This is a genomic window from Brevundimonas sp. CEF1, from assembly GCF_051353055.1.
Taxonomy (GTDB): domain Bacteria; phylum Pseudomonadota; class Alphaproteobacteria; order Caulobacterales; family Caulobacteraceae; genus Brevundimonas.
Map to the genome: position 1 here is coordinate 391608 of NZ_CP195593.1, position 18890 is coordinate 410497.

General features: G+C 68.2%; 9 protein-coding genes and 2 pseudogenes. 8 read left to right on the forward strand and 3 right to left on the reverse strand.

The genetic code is table 11. The features are described 5' to 3' along the window. Positions 1-240: 240 nt before the first annotated feature. The 5 genes and pseudogenes from ACR9FL_RS01985 to ACR9FL_RS02005 all read left to right on the forward strand — a co-directional run. Positions 241-3258: a TonB-dependent receptor gene (locus tag ACR9FL_RS01985; RefSeq protein WP_296175171.1), complete on the forward strand. Its 3018-nt coding sequence runs from the start codon at positions 241-243 to the stop codon at positions 3256-3258. Between the two features lie 78 nt (positions 3259-3336). Further along, the gene (locus tag ACR9FL_RS01990; protein WP_296175173.1) at positions 3337-4977 is read left to right on the forward strand and encodes a DUF5597 domain-containing protein; all 1641 of its coding nucleotides are present in this window, start codon (positions 3337-3339) and stop codon (positions 4975-4977) included. Positions 4978-5003: 26 nt separating this feature from the next. After that, the gene (locus tag ACR9FL_RS01995; RefSeq protein ID WP_296175174.1) at positions 5004-7934 is read left to right on the forward strand and encodes a glycoside hydrolase family 31 protein; all 2931 of its coding nucleotides are present in this window, start codon (positions 5004-5006) and stop codon (positions 7932-7934) included. A 418-nt stretch (positions 7935-8352) separates the two neighbouring features. Beyond that, positions 8353-8574, forward strand: a pseudogene (locus ACR9FL_RS02000) (sialate O-acetylesterase); the annotation flags it as partial. A 741-nt stretch (positions 8575-9315) separates the two neighbouring features. Beyond that, positions 9316-9942: pseudogene (locus ACR9FL_RS02005) on the forward strand (sialate O-acetylesterase); the annotation flags it as partial. Here ACR9FL_RS02005 and ACR9FL_RS02010 read toward each other — a convergent pair. Genes ACR9FL_RS02010 through ACR9FL_RS02020 form a run of 3 tightly spaced genes read right to left on the reverse strand, consistent with a single transcriptional unit; the run spans position 9939 to position 14495 of the window. Continuing rightward, the gene (locus ACR9FL_RS02010; protein WP_436356896.1) at positions 9939-10562 is read right to left on the reverse strand and encodes a hypothetical protein; all 624 of its coding nucleotides are present in this window, start codon (positions 10560-10562) and stop codon (positions 9939-9941) included. The pseudogene ACR9FL_RS02005 and the gene ACR9FL_RS02010 overlap by 4 nt on opposite strands. A 40-nt stretch (positions 10563-10602) precedes the next feature. Then, positions 10603-12222 carry an alpha-L-fucosidase gene (locus ACR9FL_RS02015; protein WP_436356897.1) on the reverse strand — a complete coding sequence of 540 codons (1620 nt, stop codon included), beginning with the start codon at positions 12220-12222 and terminating at the stop codon, positions 10603-10605. After that, positions 12219-14495: a WD40/YVTN/BNR-like repeat-containing protein gene (locus ACR9FL_RS02020; protein ID WP_436356898.1), complete on the reverse strand. Its 2277-nt coding sequence runs from the start codon at positions 14493-14495 to the stop codon at positions 12219-12221. Before ACR9FL_RS02020 ends, ACR9FL_RS02015 begins: the two co-directional genes overlap by 4 nt. A gap of 288 nt (positions 14496-14783) precedes the next feature. On the opposite strand from ACR9FL_RS02020, the gene ACR9FL_RS02025 reads away from it, so the two are divergent. Genes ACR9FL_RS02025 through ACR9FL_RS02035 form a run of 3 tightly spaced genes read left to right on the forward strand, consistent with a single transcriptional unit; the run spans position 14784 to position 18855 of the window. After that, entirely contained in the window at positions 14784-17342 is a 2559-nt protein-coding gene (locus ACR9FL_RS02025; protein ID WP_436356899.1) for a glycoside hydrolase family 3 protein, read from the forward strand. Next, on the forward strand, positions 17339-18214 hold the full coding sequence (locus ACR9FL_RS02030; protein WP_436356900.1) for a 2-dehydro-3-deoxygalactonokinase: 876 nt from the start codon (positions 17339-17341) through the stop codon (positions 18212-18214). Before ACR9FL_RS02025 ends, ACR9FL_RS02030 begins: the two co-directional genes overlap by 4 nt. Next, a complete protein-coding gene (locus tag ACR9FL_RS02035; protein ID WP_436356901.1) occupies positions 18211-18855 on the forward strand; it encodes a 2-dehydro-3-deoxy-6-phosphogalactonate aldolase in 645 nt (214 codons plus the stop codon). Before ACR9FL_RS02030 ends, ACR9FL_RS02035 begins: the two co-directional genes overlap by 4 nt. The last annotated feature ends 35 nt before the right edge of the window (positions 18856-18890 follow it).

Sequence of the window (18890 nt, forward strand, 5' to 3'; positions counted from 1 at the left end):
TGGCAGCAGCGACGCCCCTTACTTTTTCGGAAGGCGGATCAAGTTTCGCGGACCGTGGACCTCGCGGAAATCCTTAACGCAAATGATAGCGCTATCAAAAATCGCTTTTCAACGCGTGAAACTTTGTGCATCCTTGAAATGTGAGCCGCGTCTCCGGAGTGTGGGAGGGTCACATAGGGAGGGATGTCGTTCCACGGACGCTTAAGCGCCGGGTGCGACCAGCAGGAAGGAAAGAGACTGGTGTCTCGATATAATCGCGCGCGTCGTGTGGCCCTGTTGTGCGGGGCGTCCATGGTGGCGGTGGCGGCTTTGACGCCGACGCTCTCCCTGGCCCAGGAAGCTCAAACCCAGCCGTCCGACGGCGCGACCACGGTCGACGAAGTCGTCGTGACGGGCATCCGCGCCCAGCTCCGTTCGGCCCAGGCCATCAAGCAGAATTCGGAAGTCATCGTCGACTCGATCACGGCGGTGGACATCGGCGCCCTGCCGGATCGTTCGGTGTCGGAGGCGCTGCAACGCATTTCCGGCATCACCCTTCAGCGCACCAACGAGGCGCGCGACCCGGCCCGTCTGGCGGCCGAAGGCGGCGGCGTCTTCATTCGCGGCCTGTCATGGGTGCGCTCGGAAACCAATGGGCGCGACATCTTCTCGGCGCGCAACGGCCGGGGCCTCTCGTTCGAAGACATCTCGGCCGACCTGCTGGCCGGCGTGGACGTGTTCAAGAACCCGGCGGCCAATCAGATCGAGGGCGGCATCGGCGGCACGGTCAATCTGAAGACCCGTCTGCCGTTCGACCAGTCGGGTCGTCTGGCCGCGATTTCGGCCGACTACAACTACGGCGACCTGATCGAGGAAGGCTACTGGTCGGGCAGCGCCATCTTCTCGGATCGCTGGCAGACCAAGATCGGCGAGATCGGCCTGCTGGCCAACTTCAGCCTGTCCAATGTCGGCAATCGCACCAACTCGATCACGACCGACCGCTTCGATCCCGTCACGACGCTGGAGGGCGACACCGTCTATCAGCCCAAGTATCTGGGCTGGCGCGACGGGCGCTGGGAGCAGGAGCGCACGGCCTACGCCCTGGCGGTCCAGTGGCGTCCGACCGAAGATCTGACCTTCACGGCCCAGGGTTTCTACAGCAAGGCTGACCCGACCAATATCGAACGCGTCGCCGGTCTGCAGGACGGCACGACCCTGTGCCCCAGCACCGGCCTGATCTACGACAACGGCGTCCTGACCGGCGGCACCATGACCGGCGTGCATGCGGGCGGCTGGGGTTGCTATCCGACCGGGGCGGCTGTCGGCGATCTGGGCTCGCTGGAAGGCATCACCTATGACGGCAACATTCGTTACGGCGAAGACCACAAGACGACCGGCGACTACTCGCTGAACGTTCGCTACACGCCGGGCAACTGGGAGTTCAGCGGCGACATCCAGTATGTGAAGTCCACGGCCGAGCTGATGAGCCTGACCGTCGGCACGCAGCGTTCGATGCTGAACACCGATCCCCTCAGCGCCATCGTGAACATCGGCGGATCGTCGCCGTCGCTGAACATCACCGGCGGCGACCTGAACCGACCCCAGGACTATTATTGGGGTTACGCCATGGACCACGTCGAGGACAATGAGGGCGACTCGCTCGCCTGGCGCGGCGACGCCACCTACAACTTCGACAATGACGGTTTCATTCGCAGCGTCAGCGTCGGCTATCGCGGCACGGACAAGACCTTCACGACGCGCCAGACCAACTGGAACTGGAGCATCCTGTCCGCCCAGTACTGGGGCATGGCCAACAACAATGGCGGCGTCTTCAGCTATCCGGCGGTCTATCTGAACGACGGCACGCTGAACGCGGCCCTGCCGTCGCATACCGAGTTCTACGCGTTCGACAACTTCTTCCGCGGAGACATCGCGGCGCCGGGCGGCTTCTGGCTGCCGACCGCCTCGACCGTGAACCAGGGGCGCGAATACGCCAACAGCCTGTTCTCGGCCATCACGGGCCGTCCGTGGCCGCAAGGTCAGGGCTGGGGCTGGTCGCCGGTTTCGACCGATTTCGCCAACTTCAATCCGGGCGGCGACAACCCGACCGCCGGCGTGACCGAGCAGGACGAGAAGACCCACGCCATCTATACCCACATCCGGTTCGGCAGCGACACGCTCCTGCCCTGGCCAGTTGACGGCAATATCGGCGTGCGCGTGGTGAAGACGGAAGCCTCGACCCAGGCGCGGGTGCAACTGCCCAGCCTGTCCAGCCCCGTCTGTCCGGGGCCGGACGCGACGGCCTGCGCCGCCTTCAATCAGGCCCTGGCCTTCTCGCAAGGCGGAGTGATCCAGGGCGTCGACACCTCCAACGACTACACCGAGGCCCTGCCCAGCCTGAACGTGCGTTTGCATCTGCGCGACGACCTGCAACTGCGCTTCGCGGCCTCGCGCGCCATGGTGCGGCCGGACTTCAACCAGATGCAGCCCTATACGACCCTGGCGGTGAACTTCGGCCCGGACGGCTACACGCCCAATCCGACCGCGGGCTACACCGGCACCGGCGGCAATCCGAACCTGAAGCCGATCATGGCCGATCAGTTCGACGCCAGCCTGGAGTGGTATTTCGCGCCGCAGGGCAGCCTGACCGCCGCCGTCTTCCGCAAGAAGATCAAGGACTACATCTATTCGGGCGTCAGCCGCGAGAGCTTCACCAACAACGGCGTGACGCTGGACTTCGACGTGACCCGTCAGATGAACGGCGAAGAAGGCACGGTTCAGGGCTTCGAGATCGCCTACCAGCAGTTCTTCGACTTCCTGCCCGGTCCGTTCGCGGGCTTCGGGGTGCAGGCCAACTATACCTACATCGACAGCGACGGCGGCCGGAACACGGCGGTCAACGTCTTCGATCCGAACCAGAACGCCGGCGGCGGCAATCTGGACCTGCCGCTCGAGGGGATGTCGCCGACCAGCTACAACCTGGCCGGCCTGTATGAGCGCGGCCGCATCTCGGCTCGCCTGGCCTGGAACTGGCGCGAGAAATACCTGCTGACCACCTCTGCGGCGAACATCAACGCCCCGGTCTGGTCGGAAGACTACGGCCAGTTGGACGGTTCGGTCTTCTTCACGGTCAATGATCGCGTGAAACTGGGCGTGCAGGCGACCAACCTGACGCAGGAGCGCACCATCCTGCGCGTGGGTTACGGCGATCGCATGCCGCGTTACAGCTGGGTCGACACCGACCGTCGCGTCGCCGTGGTGCTGCGCGCCCGGTTCTGATCCGGGGCGAGCAAGACGGGGCGCCGGTCCGCCGACGCCCCGTTTGTTTTCTGTAGTCGACGTTGGGGAGAGACGCCGATGAAGCTGTTTGTATCCGGTCTGGGCGGGGTTCTGGCCGCGGCCCTGGTTCTTTCGGCGGGGGCTGCGACGGCGCAGTCGCCCATCCCGCAACTGGTCGAGCAGAACGGGCGTCACGCCCTGATGGTCGATGGCGCGCCCTTCACCATGCTGGCCGCTCAGGTCAACAACTCCACCAACTATCCCGCGCCCCTGGCCGAAGCCTGGCCGGCGGTGCGCTATGTCGGCGCCAATACGGTTCAGGTCCCCATCGCCTGGGAGCAGATCGAGCCGGAGGAGGGGCGGTTCGACTTCTCCTTCGTCGACCATCTGATCGAGGAGGCGCGTCGCAACGACGTGCGCCTGGTCATCCTGTGGTTCGCCACCTGGAAGAACACCTCGCCGAAATACGCCCCCGCCTGGGTCAAGCTGAACCCCGCGCGTTTCCCGCACCTGATCCAGAAGGACGGAGCGGAATCCTACGCCATGTCGCCCTATGGCCAGGAGACGCTGGCCGCCGATGCGCGGGCCTTCGCCGCCCTGATGAAGCACATTCGTCAGGTCGATGAGCGCCAGCGCACTGTCATCATGGCCCAGCCTGAAAACGAGGTCGGCACCTACGGGTCGGTGCGGGACTATTCGCCCGCCGCCCAGGCCGCCTTCGACGGGCCCGTGCCGCAAGCCCTGCTGGACCGCACCGGCAAGGCGCAGGGCAACTGGTCGGCGGTGTTCGGCGAGGAGGCCGAAGAATTCTTCCACGCCTGGTCGATCGCCGCCTACGTCAACACGGTCGCCGAAGCGGGCGCGCGCGAGTATCCGCTGCCCATGTACGTCAATGCGGCCCTGCCGGACCCGCATGAGCGCACCGCGCCGACCAACTACGCCTCGGGCGGTCCGGTCTGGCCGGTGTTCGACGTCTGGAAGGCGGCGGCGCCGTCGATCGCCATGCTCAGCCCCGACATCTACAATCGCGACTCGCACACCTATGAGGGGCATCTGGATCGTTACGCCCGGCCGGACAACGCCCTGTTCGTCGCCGAGACCGGCAATGACACCCCCTACGCCCGCTATCTCTTCTCCGTGCTGGGACGGGGCGGGATCGGCTTCTCGCCGTTCGGGATCGATTACACCGGCTATTCCAACTATCCGCTCGGCGCGCCCGTGGTGGACGAGAAGGCGCTGACGCCGTTCCGCGACGCCTATCGTCTGATCGCGCCGTGGCACAGGGTCTGGGCCCGCGCCGCCTTCGCGGGCAAGGTCTGGGGCGTGGCCGAGCCGGACGACCGGGCTTCGCAGACGCTGGATCTGGGCGACTGGACCGCCACGGTCGGCTATCGCCGCTGGCAGTTCGGTCAGCCTGACTGGACCTGGCTGGGGCCGCTGGCGGACGTGCCAGGCACGGACAAGCCCAACGGCGGCGCCCTGATCGCCGAGGTCGCCCCCGGCGAGTTCATCGTCACCGGCTATCGCGCCCGGATCGACTTCGCCGCCAAGCCTGCGAGCGACGGTCGGCGCCGCATGGTCGTCCGCTATGAGGAAGGCCGTTTCGACGAGGCCGGACAATGGGTGTTCGAGCGCATCTGGAACGGCGACCAGACCGACTACGGCCTGAATTTCACTGACCGACCGCGCCTGCTGCGCGTCGTCACCGCCACCTATTGATCCTGAGTAAGAAGCGAGCGCCCGCCATGATTCCGACCCTCGCCCGCCGCCTGTTCCTGGCCGCCCTGATGACCGCTCCGCTGGGGGCCTGCGCCACGGCGATGAACTCGGCCTCGCCCGCCGCCATCGAGGCCGCCGCCTTCGAGCGCATTCCCGCCGGCGTCATCGTCACCCCCGCAGAGGGCGCGGCGCGGCGCGTGCGTCTGGAGGTCTATGGCCCCGAAACCATCCGCGTCACGGCCACCGAAAACGCCTCGATGGACCTGCCGCCCAGCCTGATGGTGACGGCGGAGCCCTCGACCTCCACGCCTTTCCAGGTCGAGACGCACGGCGATCTGGTGGTGCTGAAAACGGCTGAAGCCTCGGCCGAGGTGTCGCGTCGCACCGGGGCGGTCCGCTTCCTCGATGAAAACGGGCAGGAAGTTCTGAAGGAGCGCGCGGGCAGCCGCGAACTGAGCCCCGTCACGGTCGAGGACCAGAAGGGCGATCACCGCTTCCTCGCCACGCGCCAGGTCTGGGAGAGCCCGGACGACGAGGCCTTCTACGGTCTGGGCCAGCACCAGCAGGGGGTGATGAACCACAAGGGCCACGACGTTCAGCTGGCCCAGCACAATATCGACGTCGGCATTCCTCTGGTGGTGTCCAGCCGCAACTACGGCGTCCTGTGGGACAACAACTCGATCACCCGTTTCGGCGACCCGCGCCCCTACGGCATGATCGCCGACCAGTTCATTGTCCGCGACGCCACCGGTCGTTTCGGGGGGCTGACCGCCAGCTATTACCAGAACGACGAACTGAAGGTTCAGCGCCAGGAAACCGAGGTCAACTACGAATTCATCCGCGAATGGTCGCGCTGGCCCGAGGGCTTCAAGTCACAGCCCGGACAGCCGGTCCAGACCGGCGACATGGGCAAGCCGGGACAGGCGGGCGTCAAGGTCGTCTGGGAGGGCACGCTGGAAACGCCGGCCGCCGGCCTGCACAAGTTCCGTCTCTATTCGTCCGGCTATGTGAAGGTCTGGGTCGACGGCAAGCTGGTCGAGGACAACTGGCGTCAGAACTGGAACCCCTTTGATCACGACTTCCAGGTTCAGATGGCCGCCGACGTCCGCGTGCCGATCCGCATCGAGTGGATACCTGAGGACGGCTATATCTCGCTGCGCCACATGGACCCGCTGCCCGCCGCCGATCAGGGGGCGCTGAGCCTGGCGTCGGAAGTCGGCACGGCCATCGACTACTACTATATCGGCGGCGACGATCTGGACGGCGTCATCGCCAATTATCGCGGTCTGACCGGCAAGTCGGTCATGCTGCCGCGCTGGGCCTATGGCTTCTGGCAGAGCCGCCAGCGCTACAATACCCAGGCCGAGGTGACGGACACTGTGCGTCGCTATCGCGAGCTGGGTCTGCCGATCGACAATGTGGTGCAGGACTGGTTCTACTGGCCCGAGAACGCCTGGGGTTCGCACCAGTTCGACCCGGCGCGTTTCCCGGACCCGACCCAGATGGTCAAGGACGTTCACGACATGAACGCCAACATCATCATCTCGGTCTGGCCGAAATTCTATCCGACGACCGATCACTACAAGCAGTTGGACGCCATCGGCGGCATGTACACGCGCAACGTCGATGTCGGCGCGCGCGACTGGGTCGGACCGGGCTACGCCAACAGCTTCTACGACCCCTATCTGCCGGCCGCGCGCGACCTCTACTGGAAGCAGATGTCCGATAGCTTCAAGGGCATGGGCTTTGACGGCTGGTGGCTGGATTCGGTCGAGCCGGACATGCACTCCAACCTCGACATCCCCGAGCGGACCCTGCGCATGGGGCCGACGGCGATCGGGCCGGGAGCCTATGTCTTCAACTCCTATCCGCTGATCAACGCCGAGAACGTCTACAAGAACTTCCGCCGCGAACAGGGCGACCAGCGGACCTATATCCTGACCCGCTCGGCCTGGGGCGGTCTGCAGCGCACCGGCTCGACCCTGTGGTCGGGCGACGTGGTGGCGCGCTGGGACAATCTGCGCGATCAGATTTCGGCGGGCGTGAACACCGGCCTGTCCGGTCTGGCCAACTGGACCCACGACATCGGCGGCTTCTCGGTCGAGGCGCGCTATTCCAATCCCGCCGGCATGAAGCCCGAGGATCAGGCCGAATGGGACGAGCTGAACCTGCGCTGGTTCCAGTTCGGGGCCTTCTCGCCCATCTTCCGTTCGCACGGCGAGTTCCCGTTGCGGGAGGTCTATAATCTGGCCCAGCCGGGCACGGCGATGTACGACGCCTATGCCCAGCAGATGCGTACCCGCTACCGGCTGATGCCCTACATCTACAGCCTGGCCGGGGACGTCTATCACCGTGACGCCACCATCATGCGCGGCCTGGTCATGGACTTCCCGAACGACGTGCAGGCGCGCGACATCAATGACCAGTACCTATTCGGCCATGCCCTTCTGGTCGCGCCGGTCACCGACTACAGGGCGCGCAGCCGCTCGGTCTATTTCCCGCAAGGCGCCGACTGGTACGACCTGCTGACCGGCCAGAAGTTCGGCGGCGGACGCTCCGTCACGGTCGAGGCGGGCGTGGACAAGATCCCGGTCTATGTCCGCGCGGGTTCGATCCTGCCGACCGGCCCGGCGATCCAGTATACGGCCGAGAAGCTGGACGGGCCGCTGACCCTGATCGTCTATACCGGCGCGGACGGCGTCTTCTCGCTCTATGAGGATCAGGGCGTGAACTACGCCTACGAGCGCGGCGAGTTCTCGAACATCCCTATGCGCTGGAACGACGCGACGGGCGTCCTGACCATCGGCGCGCGGACCGGCGCATATCCGGGCATGCCGGGCGATCGCACGATCCATGTGCGCTTCGTCAGCGGGCCGGGCGCGGACGTGGGCGACTTCGACGCCGCGCCGGCCAAGACGATCCGCTACTCGGGCCAGCCGGTCGAAATCCGACGCTAACACCGACCGCCCGTCCCGGCGGTTCGGGACGGGCCAACGCCGTCAGGAGGCGCGGATGCGCTCATTCTTGCTCACCGCCGCCGCCGTCGCCGCCTTCCTGTCCATCGGCGGCGAAGCGGCTCAGGCCCAGACCTCCGCGCCCCTGCTGGACGCCATGTTCCAGGACCATGCGGTGGTGCAGCGTGACCGCCCCATCGCGGTCTGGGGCCGGGCGGCGCCCGGCGCGCGGGTCTCCGTCGCCCTGGCGGAGACGAAGGCCGAGGCCACGGCGGGCGCTGACGGGGTCTGGCGCGCCAATCTGGCCTCGCTGCCCGCCGGTGGCCCCCACAGGCTGACCGCCCGGGTCGAAGGCGGCGCGGCCCAGACCGTCAGCGACGTCATGGTCGGCGACGTCTGGCTGTGCTCGGGTCAGTCCAACATGGAGTTCGCGGTCCGTCAGGCCACGAACGCCGAAAGCGAGATCGGCGCCGCCCATGACGACCGGATGCGGCTGTTCCTCGTCGAACGCTCCAGCCGGCCAGCGCCGTCGGATACACATGCGGCGGTCGGCCAATGGCGCACGACCAGCCCGGACAGCGTGCGCGACTTCTCGGCCGCCTGCTACTTCATGGGACGCGATCTGCGCCGCACGAGCGACGTGCCGATCGGTTTGATCGCCGCCTCCTGGGGCGGATCGGTCATCGAGGACTGGTTGAGCCGCGAGGCGCTGGTCGATCTGGGCGGCCATGATCAGGCGCTGCAAGCCCTTGAGACCTATGCGCGCGATCCTCAGCGCGGCGAAACCCAGTGGCGCGAGATCACGCAGGCCTGGTGGGCGGCTCATGATCCGGGCACGCAGCAGGGCTGGAACCTGCCGCAGACCCGCGACGCCGACTGGGCGCCGATCCCCGCCGAAGGATTCTGGGAGAGCACGGTCGAGGGCTTGCAGACCTTCGACGGCATCATCTGGCTGCGCAAGGAGGTCGAGCTGACAGCGGCCCAGGCGCGCCAGGCCGCGACCCTGGAGCTGGGCCCGGTCGATGACGCGGACGTCACCTGGGTCAACGGCCGCTACGTCGGCGGTCAGCAGGGCTGGGACACGCCGCGCGTCTATGCGCTTCCTGCGGGAACGTTGAAGCCGGGCCGCAATCTGATCGCGGTGGGGGTGCTGGACACCAACGGCGGCGGCGGGGCCTGGGGCGCGGCGCAGAACAAGCGGCTGCGGCTCGCGGACGGAAACAGCATAGCCCTGTCGTCGGGCTGGCGTCATCGGATCGCCGCGTCGCTGGGCGATCTGCCCAATCCGCCACGCACGCCCTGGATCGGCGGCAGCGGCGTGACCACCCTCTATAACGGCATGATCGCCCCCCTGGGACCGTGGGGCTTGAAGGGCATGGCCTGGTATCAGGGCGAGTCCAATATCGGCGACCCGGCGGGCTATCGCCGTCTTCTGCCCGCCCTGTTCGCGGACTGGCGCCGGCGGTTCGAGAGCCCCGACATGGGGGCGCTGGTGGTGCAGTTGGCCAATTTCGGTCCGGCGGCCGAGCAGCCGACGAATTCCTACTGGGCGGCCTTGCGCGAGAGCCAGCGCGCGGTGGTCGGGGGCGATCCCCGTGCGGGGCTGGCCGTCGCCATCGACATCGGCGACCGCTACGACATCCACCCGACCAACAAGCTGGAGGTCGGCCGCCGCCTGGCGCTGGAGGCGCGGCGTCTCGACGGCGAGCTCCAGCCTGTGTCGCCCCAGCCGCTGTCGGTGGTCCGCACGGCCGAGGGCGTTCAGATAGACTATGCGCCGGGCACGCGTTTGGTGGCCTATGGCGCGCAACGGCCTATCGGATTCGAACTCTGTGACGCGAACGGCGACTGCCGCTTTGTCGACGCCGTTCGGTCGGGCGAAGTGGTCGTTCTGGCCTCGGCGAGGCCGTCCGACGTCAAGGTGCGCTTCTGCTGGGCCGACAGTCCGGTGTGCAACCTCTACGGACCCACCGGATTGCCGGCGGTCCCGTTCGAGGCCCCGATCCCCTAGCCTTCGGGATTGCGGGGCAGGCGCGCCCGGTCGTAGTCGGGACCGAAGTTGAACAGCAGGGCCGGACCCAGCTCCAGTCTGTGCCGCGCCTGTCCCATCTGCATGATGATGCTGGTCTGGCCGGGGGCGAAGTCGGCCTCGGCCACGCCTGAGGCGTAGATCATCGTCCATTCCGGCCCCACGGCGACGTTGGTCGCGCGCGCCAGAACGGGCTTGGGCTCGGTTGCGCCCTCCAGCAGCAACAGGGGGACGTGCGTGCGCGTCTGATTGTCCGGCAAGGCTGCCGCGCGCACCCAGACGCCGAGCAACAGGACGTCGCCGGACTTGACGGCACCGGTATTGGTCATGACGGCGCCGACCGACCAGGGATCGCCCGCGCGGCGCACGTCGATGCTCAGGGCCTTGCCGCCGGTCACGCCCTGCGCGGGCTGGGGCGTCGGCGGCGAGGCGAGGCCCCAGGTGTTCCAGTTCTGCACGAAGGGCGTGTTGATCAGCCGCTCGATCAGGGGGCGCTCGGTCGCACCCGTGGCCGCGCCGCTCGCCGCCGGCGGCGTCTGGGCCAGAGCCGGCGCGCCGCTGAGCAGGCTGAGTGCGAGGGCGATGGCGGATGTGGTCTTCATGGCGTGTGTCCTCCCCAGGCGCCGCCTTTGTTGAAACATCTCAGACCAGACCCGCGCCCCGCAGTCGCAGGGCGGGCGCGACCGTCACTGGGCGAGCGGCGGGCAGGTCGATGACCAGGGCCTCGTCCGTCTGCCGGAACGACAGGGCGCCGCCGCCCAACATGTCGATCCGCTCCACGCGCCCGCCCGCCCCGGCGCGCAGCGACCGGATGCTGAGTTGGGCGCTTTCAGGCCAGTCGAGGGCGAAGGCGTAGAGGGCGTCGCCCTTGGTCGTGAAGCGGATGTCCTGGCCCGTCCAGGGGCGCGCCGCGCCCTCGCCGTGCATCCCGCCCTGCACCTCGGTCGGCCCCTCGCCATAGATGCGCCAGGGGCGGGTGTCGAAGACGGCCTCGCCGTTGATCTTCATCCAGGCGGCGATGTCGGTCAGGATCTGACGCTCGTCGCTGTCGATCGTGCCATCGCCGCGCTGGGGGATGCTGAGCAGCAGGTTGCCGTTCTTGGACACCACGTCCACCAGCCGCTGCAGCACGCTGTGGGCGGGGACGTAGGAGTGGCCGGTGAAACGGGCGCGGTTGTAGTGCCAGTCGCCGATGCAGGTGTCCGTCTGCCAGGGCTCGGCCCGCAGACTGTCAGAGAAGCCGCGCTCGACCGTCTCGGTGATCCCCTTGCGCTGGCGCTCGTCCAGGCGCTTGCCGTTGACGACGGGCAGTTCGCCGCGCCAGCCGAGCGAGGCGTTGTAATATTCCGCCGTCGCCTCCAGCCCATGGCGGCCCAGCGGCAGCTGATAGTTGTCGAAATAGACCATGTCCGGCCGATACTTGGTCATCAGGTCCCGCTGGCGCGCGACCCAGGACCGGACGAAGGCGGGATTGTTCGGAGGCGGGGTCTCGATCCACTGGCCGTCGCGGGCGTCGTGCCAGGCGTTCATCTCGGCGATGGAGGCGATGCCGTCGGGCGGCGCGAAGCTGGGGCCGGTGTAGAGCTCCTGCGGGTCCAGCCCGTCCCACCACTTGCCTGCACCGTCCGCTCTGGTCAGGCGCGCGGCGTCGTAGCGGACCCCTTTCATCGGCCCTTCGGCGTCATAGCCATAGGCCGTCTGCCACCAGTGCCAGGCGTGGGCGGCGTGGTTGGAGACGCCGAAGCGAAGGCCGCGCGCCCGCACCGCCTTCTCCCAGGCGCCGACGATGTCGCGCTTCGGCCCGACCCGCATCACGTTCCAGTCGTGATGGGTGCTGTCGAACAGGTCCAGATTGTCGTGGTGGTTCGCCATCGACATGATGTAGCGGGCGCCTGCCGCCTGATAGAGGTCCAGCAGACCCTCGGGGTCCCACTGATCGCCCTTCCACATGTCGATGAAGTCCATGAAGCCGAACCGGCTGGGATGGCCGTAGGTCGCGACATGGTGCTCGTAGAAGGGGTTGCCCTGAATATACATCTGGCGGCCGTACCAGTCGCCGAACTCGGGCACGCATTGGGGACCCCAGTGGGACCAGATGCCTAACTTGGCGTCGCGGAACCAGTCAGGCGTCCGGTAGCCGTCGATCAGGCTGTCCCATGTGGGCTTGAACGGACCGGCCGCGCCGCCGGGCGTCGTGGCGCATCCGCTGAGCAGGGAGGCTGAGGCGCCGGCGCCCAGAAGGCCGCGTCGGGACAGGTTCATGCCGGTTCTCCATAGACGACGCCGCGTCCGTCGGTGGCCACATAGACACGGCCGAACTGGCGCGGATCGCCGGCGATGGCGCGATAGCGGCGGCCGTATTCATGCCGGTCGTCATTGACCCTGATCCAGGTGCGCCCGCGATCATCGGAACGGAAGACGCCACGCACCGCGTCGCGCGTGCCGATGGCGAACAGGGCGGGATAGGTCTGGCCGGACGGCGCCATGCCGAAGTCCAGCATCTCGATCGCCAGGTCGCCGTCGACGCGCTCGAAGGTCTGCCCCCCGTCGCGGCTGTTGTAGAGACCCGCGCGCGACACATACCACAGGTCCCCGTCGTGGCTGGGCGTGGCCTTCAGCGGGAAGGCCTGTTCGCGCCAGGTCGGGCGGTCGGCGGCGCTGGCGGCGGGCAGGCCGCGCGAGGGCACGCGGGCGAAGCTCTCGGCGCCGTCCACGCTGACGAACCATTGGCCGGTGCGAAAATCGAAGGCGTAGAAGAGTTGGGCGTCCCGGCGATCGGCCACGGGTCGGAGCAGGGGCGGCAGCCCGACGCAGGGCTTCCAGCTGAGGCCGCGATCGCGCGACCAGACCACCTGGGGCGTGGCCAGGACGAAGGTCGCGCCGTCGGCGGAGACCGTGATCGGCGCGTCGCGATAGAGGTCCATGCGCGGATTGTCGGCGATGATCGGGGTTTCGCCGGAGGCGGGGCGCGGACGCCCCAGCGGCTTCCAGCGGCGTCCCCCGTCATCGGACCAGGCCAGGGTCGAGCCGTCATGTCCCTCGGAGCCGACGCCCTCGTGCGGCGTGCCGCTGCGGACCACGATGGCGGGGGCCGCGCCCGCATAGTCGATCTGATTGGTGTTGGCGAAGACCGGCGTGGTGAACTGCAGGTCCGGTGAACGGGTCAGGTCCTCGTGGGCGAAGCCCGAGATGTCGCCGAAGCCCGTCAGCAGGCGCGGCCCCTCGGGCGGGCTGGTCAGGGTGATGACGGCGGTCTGTTCGATGCCGTCGACCCAGGGCGTCCAGTCGGTTGGACGGTTGGCGTCGGCGGCGGACAGGTTTTGGGTCTGATAGACGGTTGCCCCGGTCGCATAGATCAATCGATCAGGATCGAATGGGTCCAGCGCCAGGGCGGCGATCCACCAGCCGAACTCCGGCGCGTCATTGCCCCAGTAGAGATAGGGGGTGGCGCGGACGTCGCGGCGCGAGCCTTCGCGCAGGCTGGTCCAGGAACGGCCGTCGTCGGTGCTGCGCCAGATGGTGTCGCCCGGCGCCCAGCGGTTCATGCTCGAAACCATGATGACGCCGGGCCGGGTCCTGTCCAGCGCCAGCCCCATGAAGCCGCCGGCGCGATCATTGTCAGGGCGGGGCGGTGAAATGTCGGTCCAATGATCGGTGCGGGTATCCAGCCGCCAGACCGCGCCGTCCGTGATCCCGTTGGGACCTATGCCCAGGGTGCAGGTGACATAGAGCCGGCCGCGCGGGTCCAGTTCGGCCTTGGCCGCCGACAGCTCGGATCGCGGCCCGCCCGTGACGGGACGCCAGGTCCGTCCCGCATCATCCGAGCGATAGAGGGCGTGATCATGCGGATCGGCGACGCCGACGAACAGGGTCTGGGACGCCTGGCCGCGCACGCCGCTGCGGGGATCGAAAACGACGAAGCTGAGGCCGCCGTGCGTGCCGCGCCCGGTCGGGGTTCCCAGTCCCTTGAGCGGAAAGGATGCGACCTTGGTCCAACTGACGCCGCCGTCGGTCGAGCGCTGCAGGCCGTCGTGGCGCGAGCCGAAATAGAGGATGCGGTTGTCGTTGGGGTCGATGGCCAGGCGCTCGCCCAGCCCGCGTCCGTCCTCATTGCCGCCCATGCGGAAAGGAACTTCGGTCCGGGTCCAGGTCTCGCCCCGGTCGCTGGAGCGCAGCATGGCGCCGGGATCGTCGCGATGGACGCCGACAGCGGCGTGGACCACGTCCGCGTCCACAGGGTCTGCGGCGATGCTCTCGACGCCGAAGTCGGACGAGCGCGGGCTGGCGTCCTGCAGGGGCCGCCACTGATTTTGCTCGGCGTCGAAGCGATAGGCGCCCCCCATGTCGGAGCGGGCGTAGGCCAGGCCGCGCTCGACAGGGCTGAAGACGATGCCGGGGATGAAGCCGCCCGCGCCCACCGCGACGCTGCGCCAGCTGTACGGCGTCGCCTCGGCCCTGGCGGCCCGCGCCGTCGTCAGGGCGCCGAGCGCCAGCGTCAGGGTTGCGGCGGCTCTGCGGGTGATCTCTGCCGTCATGCCGTCTTTCCTCCCCAGGACCGGAGACGTGCGACGTCTCTCGTTGATAGCGCTAACGTTGGCAGTTGACATGATTGTCACAGGTGCATCAAGTTGCGTCTGTAAAAATCAGGGCGTCGGTCAACGATGTCTCGGGAGCGAACTTCGGGTTCAGTCGGATGGTCGCGGCGTGATGGCGTCGGCGCCCTGGTCTTTTGCATTATCCTGAGCGAACTGCCGGCGCGGTCGTCCTGATCGCGCCGGGCTTTTCGTCCTATCCTTGGCCTGACAGACCGGACGGACCTGCCCATGACCTCGCGCTTTCTGATTTCACGCCCCGGCGCCGTGTCCGCCCTGGCCCTGAGTCTGGCGCTGTCGTCCGGCGCTTGCGCCGCCACGGCCTCGACGACGCCGCGTGCCGCGCCCGTGAACCATGTCTCGGCTGAAGCGACCATCGTCACCGAGGCGTCCCGCGCCCACCCCGACCTGTGGCCCCGTGCGGCGTCGCCTGCCGCCATGTCCGATGCCGCGACCGAGGCCTTCGTCACCGATCTGATGAGCCGGATGACGCTGGAGGAGAAGGTCGGCCAGACCATTCAGGCGGACATTGCCTCGATCAAGCCGGAAGACCTGCTGCGCTATCCCCTGGGTTCGATCCTGGCCGGCGGCAATTCCTCGCCGGGCGGCGACGAGCGCGCTTCGGCGCAGAAGTGGGTGGAGCTGGCCCAGGCCTTCCGCCGCGCCACGGCCGAGCGGCCGGGCGCCAGAATCCCGATGATCTACGGCATCGACGCCGTGCACGGGCATAACAACATCGTCGGCGCCACCATCTTTCCGCACAACATTGGTCTGGGCGCCGCGCGTGATCCCGATCTGATCCGCCGCATTGGTCAGGCGACCGCGCTGGAAGTCGCCGTCACCGGGGCCGACTGGACCTTCGGCCCGACGCTGGCCGTGCCGCGCGACGACCGCTGGGGTCGGGCCTATGAAGGCTATGCCGAGAACCCGGAGGTGGCGCAGAGCTACGCCGGACCGATGACCCTGGGTCTGCAAGGCGCCCTGTCGGCCGATCATCCGCTGACGGCGGGCCATATCGCCGGTTCGGCCAAGCATTTCCTGGCCGACGGCGGCACCACGGGCGGCAAGGATCAGGGCGACTTCGCCGGGACGGAACGCGAACTGATCGACACCCATCTGTCCGGCTACCCCCAGGCCATCGACGCCGGGGTCCTGTCGATCATGGCCAGCTTCTCCAGCTGGAACGGGGTCAAGCACAGCGGCAATGAGACCATCCTCAATGACGTGCTGCGCGGCCCGTTGGGCTTCGACGGCTTCGTCGTCTCGGACTGGAACGCCCACGGCCAGTTGCCGGGTTGCTCGAACGAGAGCTGCGCCCTGGCGATCAACGCGGGCATTGACATGCTGATGGCGCCCGACAGCTGGAAGCCGCTCTATGAAAACACCCTGGCCCAGGCGCGTTCGGGCGAGATTCCGATGGCGCGTCTGGACGAGGCGGTGCGCCGCATCCTGCGGGTCAAGGTCAAGACGGGCCTGTTCAACGACGCCCGTCCGGTCGAGGGACGGTTGAACGCGCTGGGCTCGCCCGCTCATCGGGCGCTGGCGCGAGAGGCCGTGCGCAAGTCGCTGGTCCTGCTGAAGAATGAGAACGCGGTCCTGCCGATCCGGGCCGGGGCGCGGGTTCTGGTGGCGGGACAGGCCGATGACATCGGCCAGGCCTCGGGCGGCTGGACCCTGACCTGGCAGGGCACGGGCAACAGCAACGCCGACTTCCCCAACGGCCAGTCGATCTGGAGCGGCCTCGACGAGGCGGTGAAGGCGGCGGGCGGCCAGGCTGTGCTCAGCCTCGACGGCGCCTTCACCCAGAAGCCGGACGTGGCCATCGTCGTCTTCGGCGAGACCCCCTATGCCGAATTCCAGGGCGACGTGGACACGCTGGACTACGTGCCGACAGGACCGCTGGAGACTTTGAGGCGGCTGAAGGCGGCGGGCGTGCCGACGGTGTCTGTCTTCCTGTCAGGACGGCCGATGTGGACCAATCCCGAGATCAATGCGTCTGACGCCTTCTTGGCTGCATGGCTGCCGGGGACAGAAGGCGGCGGCGTCGCTGACGTCCTGATCGGCGACGCGGCGGGCAAGCCGCGCCATGACTTTTCAGGCACGCTGTCCTTCAGCTGGCCCAAGGACGCGACGGGCGAGCCGCTGAACGTCGGCCAGCCCGGCTATGATCCGCAGTTCGCCTATGGCTACGGCCTGACCTATGCGCGGGGCGGTCGTGTCGGCGCCCTGTCCGAGGCCAGCGGCGTGGTCGGGTCGACCAGCAGCCTGGATCGCTACTTCGTCGACGGGCGTTTCGTGGCGCCCTGGTCGCTGATGCTGCGCGATGACGGCGGCGAGTTCCGCCTGGGGAGCGAGAGCGTCGGCTCCAGTCCGCGTGGCGGCGTCAGCGTCCGCTCGACGGACGGCGCCGGGCAGGAATCGGCCCGCGCCCTGAGCTTCGGCGGCGCGGGCGGCCACGCCGTCATCTCGGCCAGCCCGGTGGACCTGACGCGGCAGTCCAACGGCGAGATGGCGGTGGCCTTCCGCTATCGCATCGACAGCCGTCCGCAGGCCCCGGTTCTGCTGACGCTGGGCACCGGACGCGTGGACGTCACCGCCATCTTCAACGCGGCGCCCCTGGGCGAGTGGCGGACCTTGAAGGTCCGCCTGTCCTGCCTGCGCGACCACGGCGCTGACATCGCCGCCGTCGATCAGCCCTGGGGGCTGCGGACTGCGTCGGCTTTCGGCGTGACGGTCGAGGACATTCGCCTCGGCTCGAATGAGGGCGACACGGTGTGCCCGGCCCCATGACCGCCCTGATCGGCGTCGACTGGGGCACCACTCGATTGCGGGTGATACGGATCGACGCCGAGGGACGCGTGCAGGATCGTCGCGTCGATCCGCGCGGCGCCGGAACCCTGTCGAGCGAGGACTTTCCGTCTGTTCTGGCCGAGGTCGGCGGCGACTGGCTGGAGGCCGCGCCTGTCTTGATCTGCGGCATGGCCGGGGCGCGGCAGGGCTGGACGGACGCGGGCTATCTGCCCTGTCCCGCCCGGATCGAGGATGTGGCGCGGCATGTCGTCTGGCCTGAACCGGGCCGTCGCATCGGCATCGTGCCGGGCCTGGCCCTGCGCCTGCCGGAACTCGACGACGTCATGCGCGGCGAGGAGACCCAGGCGCTGGGTCTGTTCGGAGCGGGCGAGGGCGGCCTTCTGATCGCGCCGGGCACCCACAGCAAGTGGATCGAGGTCGCAAACGGCGCCGTCACGGCCTTCCGCACCTTCCTGACCGGAGAGCTGTTCGCCGCCGTCCGCGCCGCCACCTTGCTGGGACGGGGCATGGGCGACCCAGGTCAGGACGAGGCCGCTTTCGACCAGGGCGTGCTCAAGGCCCTGGCCGATCCGGCGGTGACGGCCAATCTGTTTTCGGTTCGCGTTCGACATCTGTCAGGCGCCCTGGGGGACGAGGCCACGGCCGACTATCTGTCGGGCCTGCTGATCGGCGCGGAGGTCGCCGCCGGACGCGGTCATAGGGGGCGCAGCGTCATGGTCGTCGGCGAGGATCATCTGGCGGAACGCTATCGCCGCGCCCTGGGGCTGGCGGGCTTCACAAACATCGGTCTGGCGTCGGCGGAAGCCGCGACGGCGGCGGGCCTGCATCGTATCTGGAAGGCGATCCCATGAGCACAGCTATTTCCGCCGCCCTGTCGGCCATGCCTCTGGTCGCCATCCTGCGCGGTCTGACGCCGGACGAGGCGGTGGATGTCGGCGAAGCCCTGGTCGGCGCCGGTTTCACCTGTCTGGAGGTGCCGCTCAACTCGCCCGATCCCCTGGTCAGCATCCGTCGGATGCGCGACGCCCTGCAGGGGCGCGCCTTCGTCGGGGCGGGGACGGTGCTGAACGTGGAGGCGGTGAAGGCGGTCGCCGACGCCGGCGGGCAACTGGTCATCTCTCCCAACACCAACGCCGAGGTGATCGGCGCAACCAAGACCGCGGGCCTCTTCTCCATGCCCGGCTTCTTCACCCCGAGCGAAGCCTTCGCCGCGCTCGACGCCGGTGCGGACGTGCTCAAGCTCTTTCCGGCGGAGCTGGCGGGCCCGGCGGGACTGCGCGCGGTTCGGGCGGTCCTGCCGTCGACGGCCGCCGTCTATGCCGTCGGCGGGGTCGAGCCGGGCAATGTTCGGACCTGGCTGGACGCGGGCGCCGCCGGCTTCGGCATCGGTTCGGCCCTGTTCAAACCGGGACGATCCGCTCGCGACGTCGCCGAAGCGGCCGAGGCCTTCGTCGCGGCGATGCGCTCGCAAATGGCCGACCGGGGGGCCTGAGGGGCGATGTCGTCGAAGTCAGGCTGGAGGCGAGC

Bases quoted from the DNA above. Each gene is read 5' to 3' on its own strand.
- ACR9FL_RS01990 (WP_296175173.1), top strand. From the start codon at position 3,337: ATGAAGCTGTTTGTATCCGGTCTGGGCGGGGTTCTGGCCGCGGCCCTG.
- ACR9FL_RS01995 (WP_296175174.1), top strand. From the start codon at position 5,004: ATGATTCCGACCCTCGCCCGCCGCCTGTTCCTGGCCGCCCTGATGACC.
- ACR9FL_RS02010 (WP_436356896.1), bottom strand. From the start codon at position 10,562: ATGAAGACCACATCCGCCATCGCCCTCGCACTCAGCCTGCTCAGCGGC.
- ACR9FL_RS02015 (WP_436356897.1), bottom strand. From the start codon at position 12,222: ATGAACCTGTCCCGACGCGGCCTTCTGGGCGCCGGCGCCTCAGCCTCC.
- ACR9FL_RS02020 (WP_436356898.1), bottom strand. From the start codon at position 14,495: ATGACGGCAGAGATCACCCGCAGAGCCGCCGCAACCCTGACGCTGGCG.
- ACR9FL_RS02025 (WP_436356899.1), top strand. From the start codon at position 14,784: ATGACCTCGCGCTTTCTGATTTCACGCCCCGGCGCCGTGTCCGCCCTG.
- ACR9FL_RS02030 (WP_436356900.1), top strand. From the start codon at position 17,339: ATGACCGCCCTGATCGGCGTCGACTGGGGCACCACTCGATTGCGGGTG.
- ACR9FL_RS02035 (WP_436356901.1), top strand. From the start codon at position 18,211: ATGAGCACAGCTATTTCCGCCGCCCTGTCGGCCATGCCTCTGGTCGCC.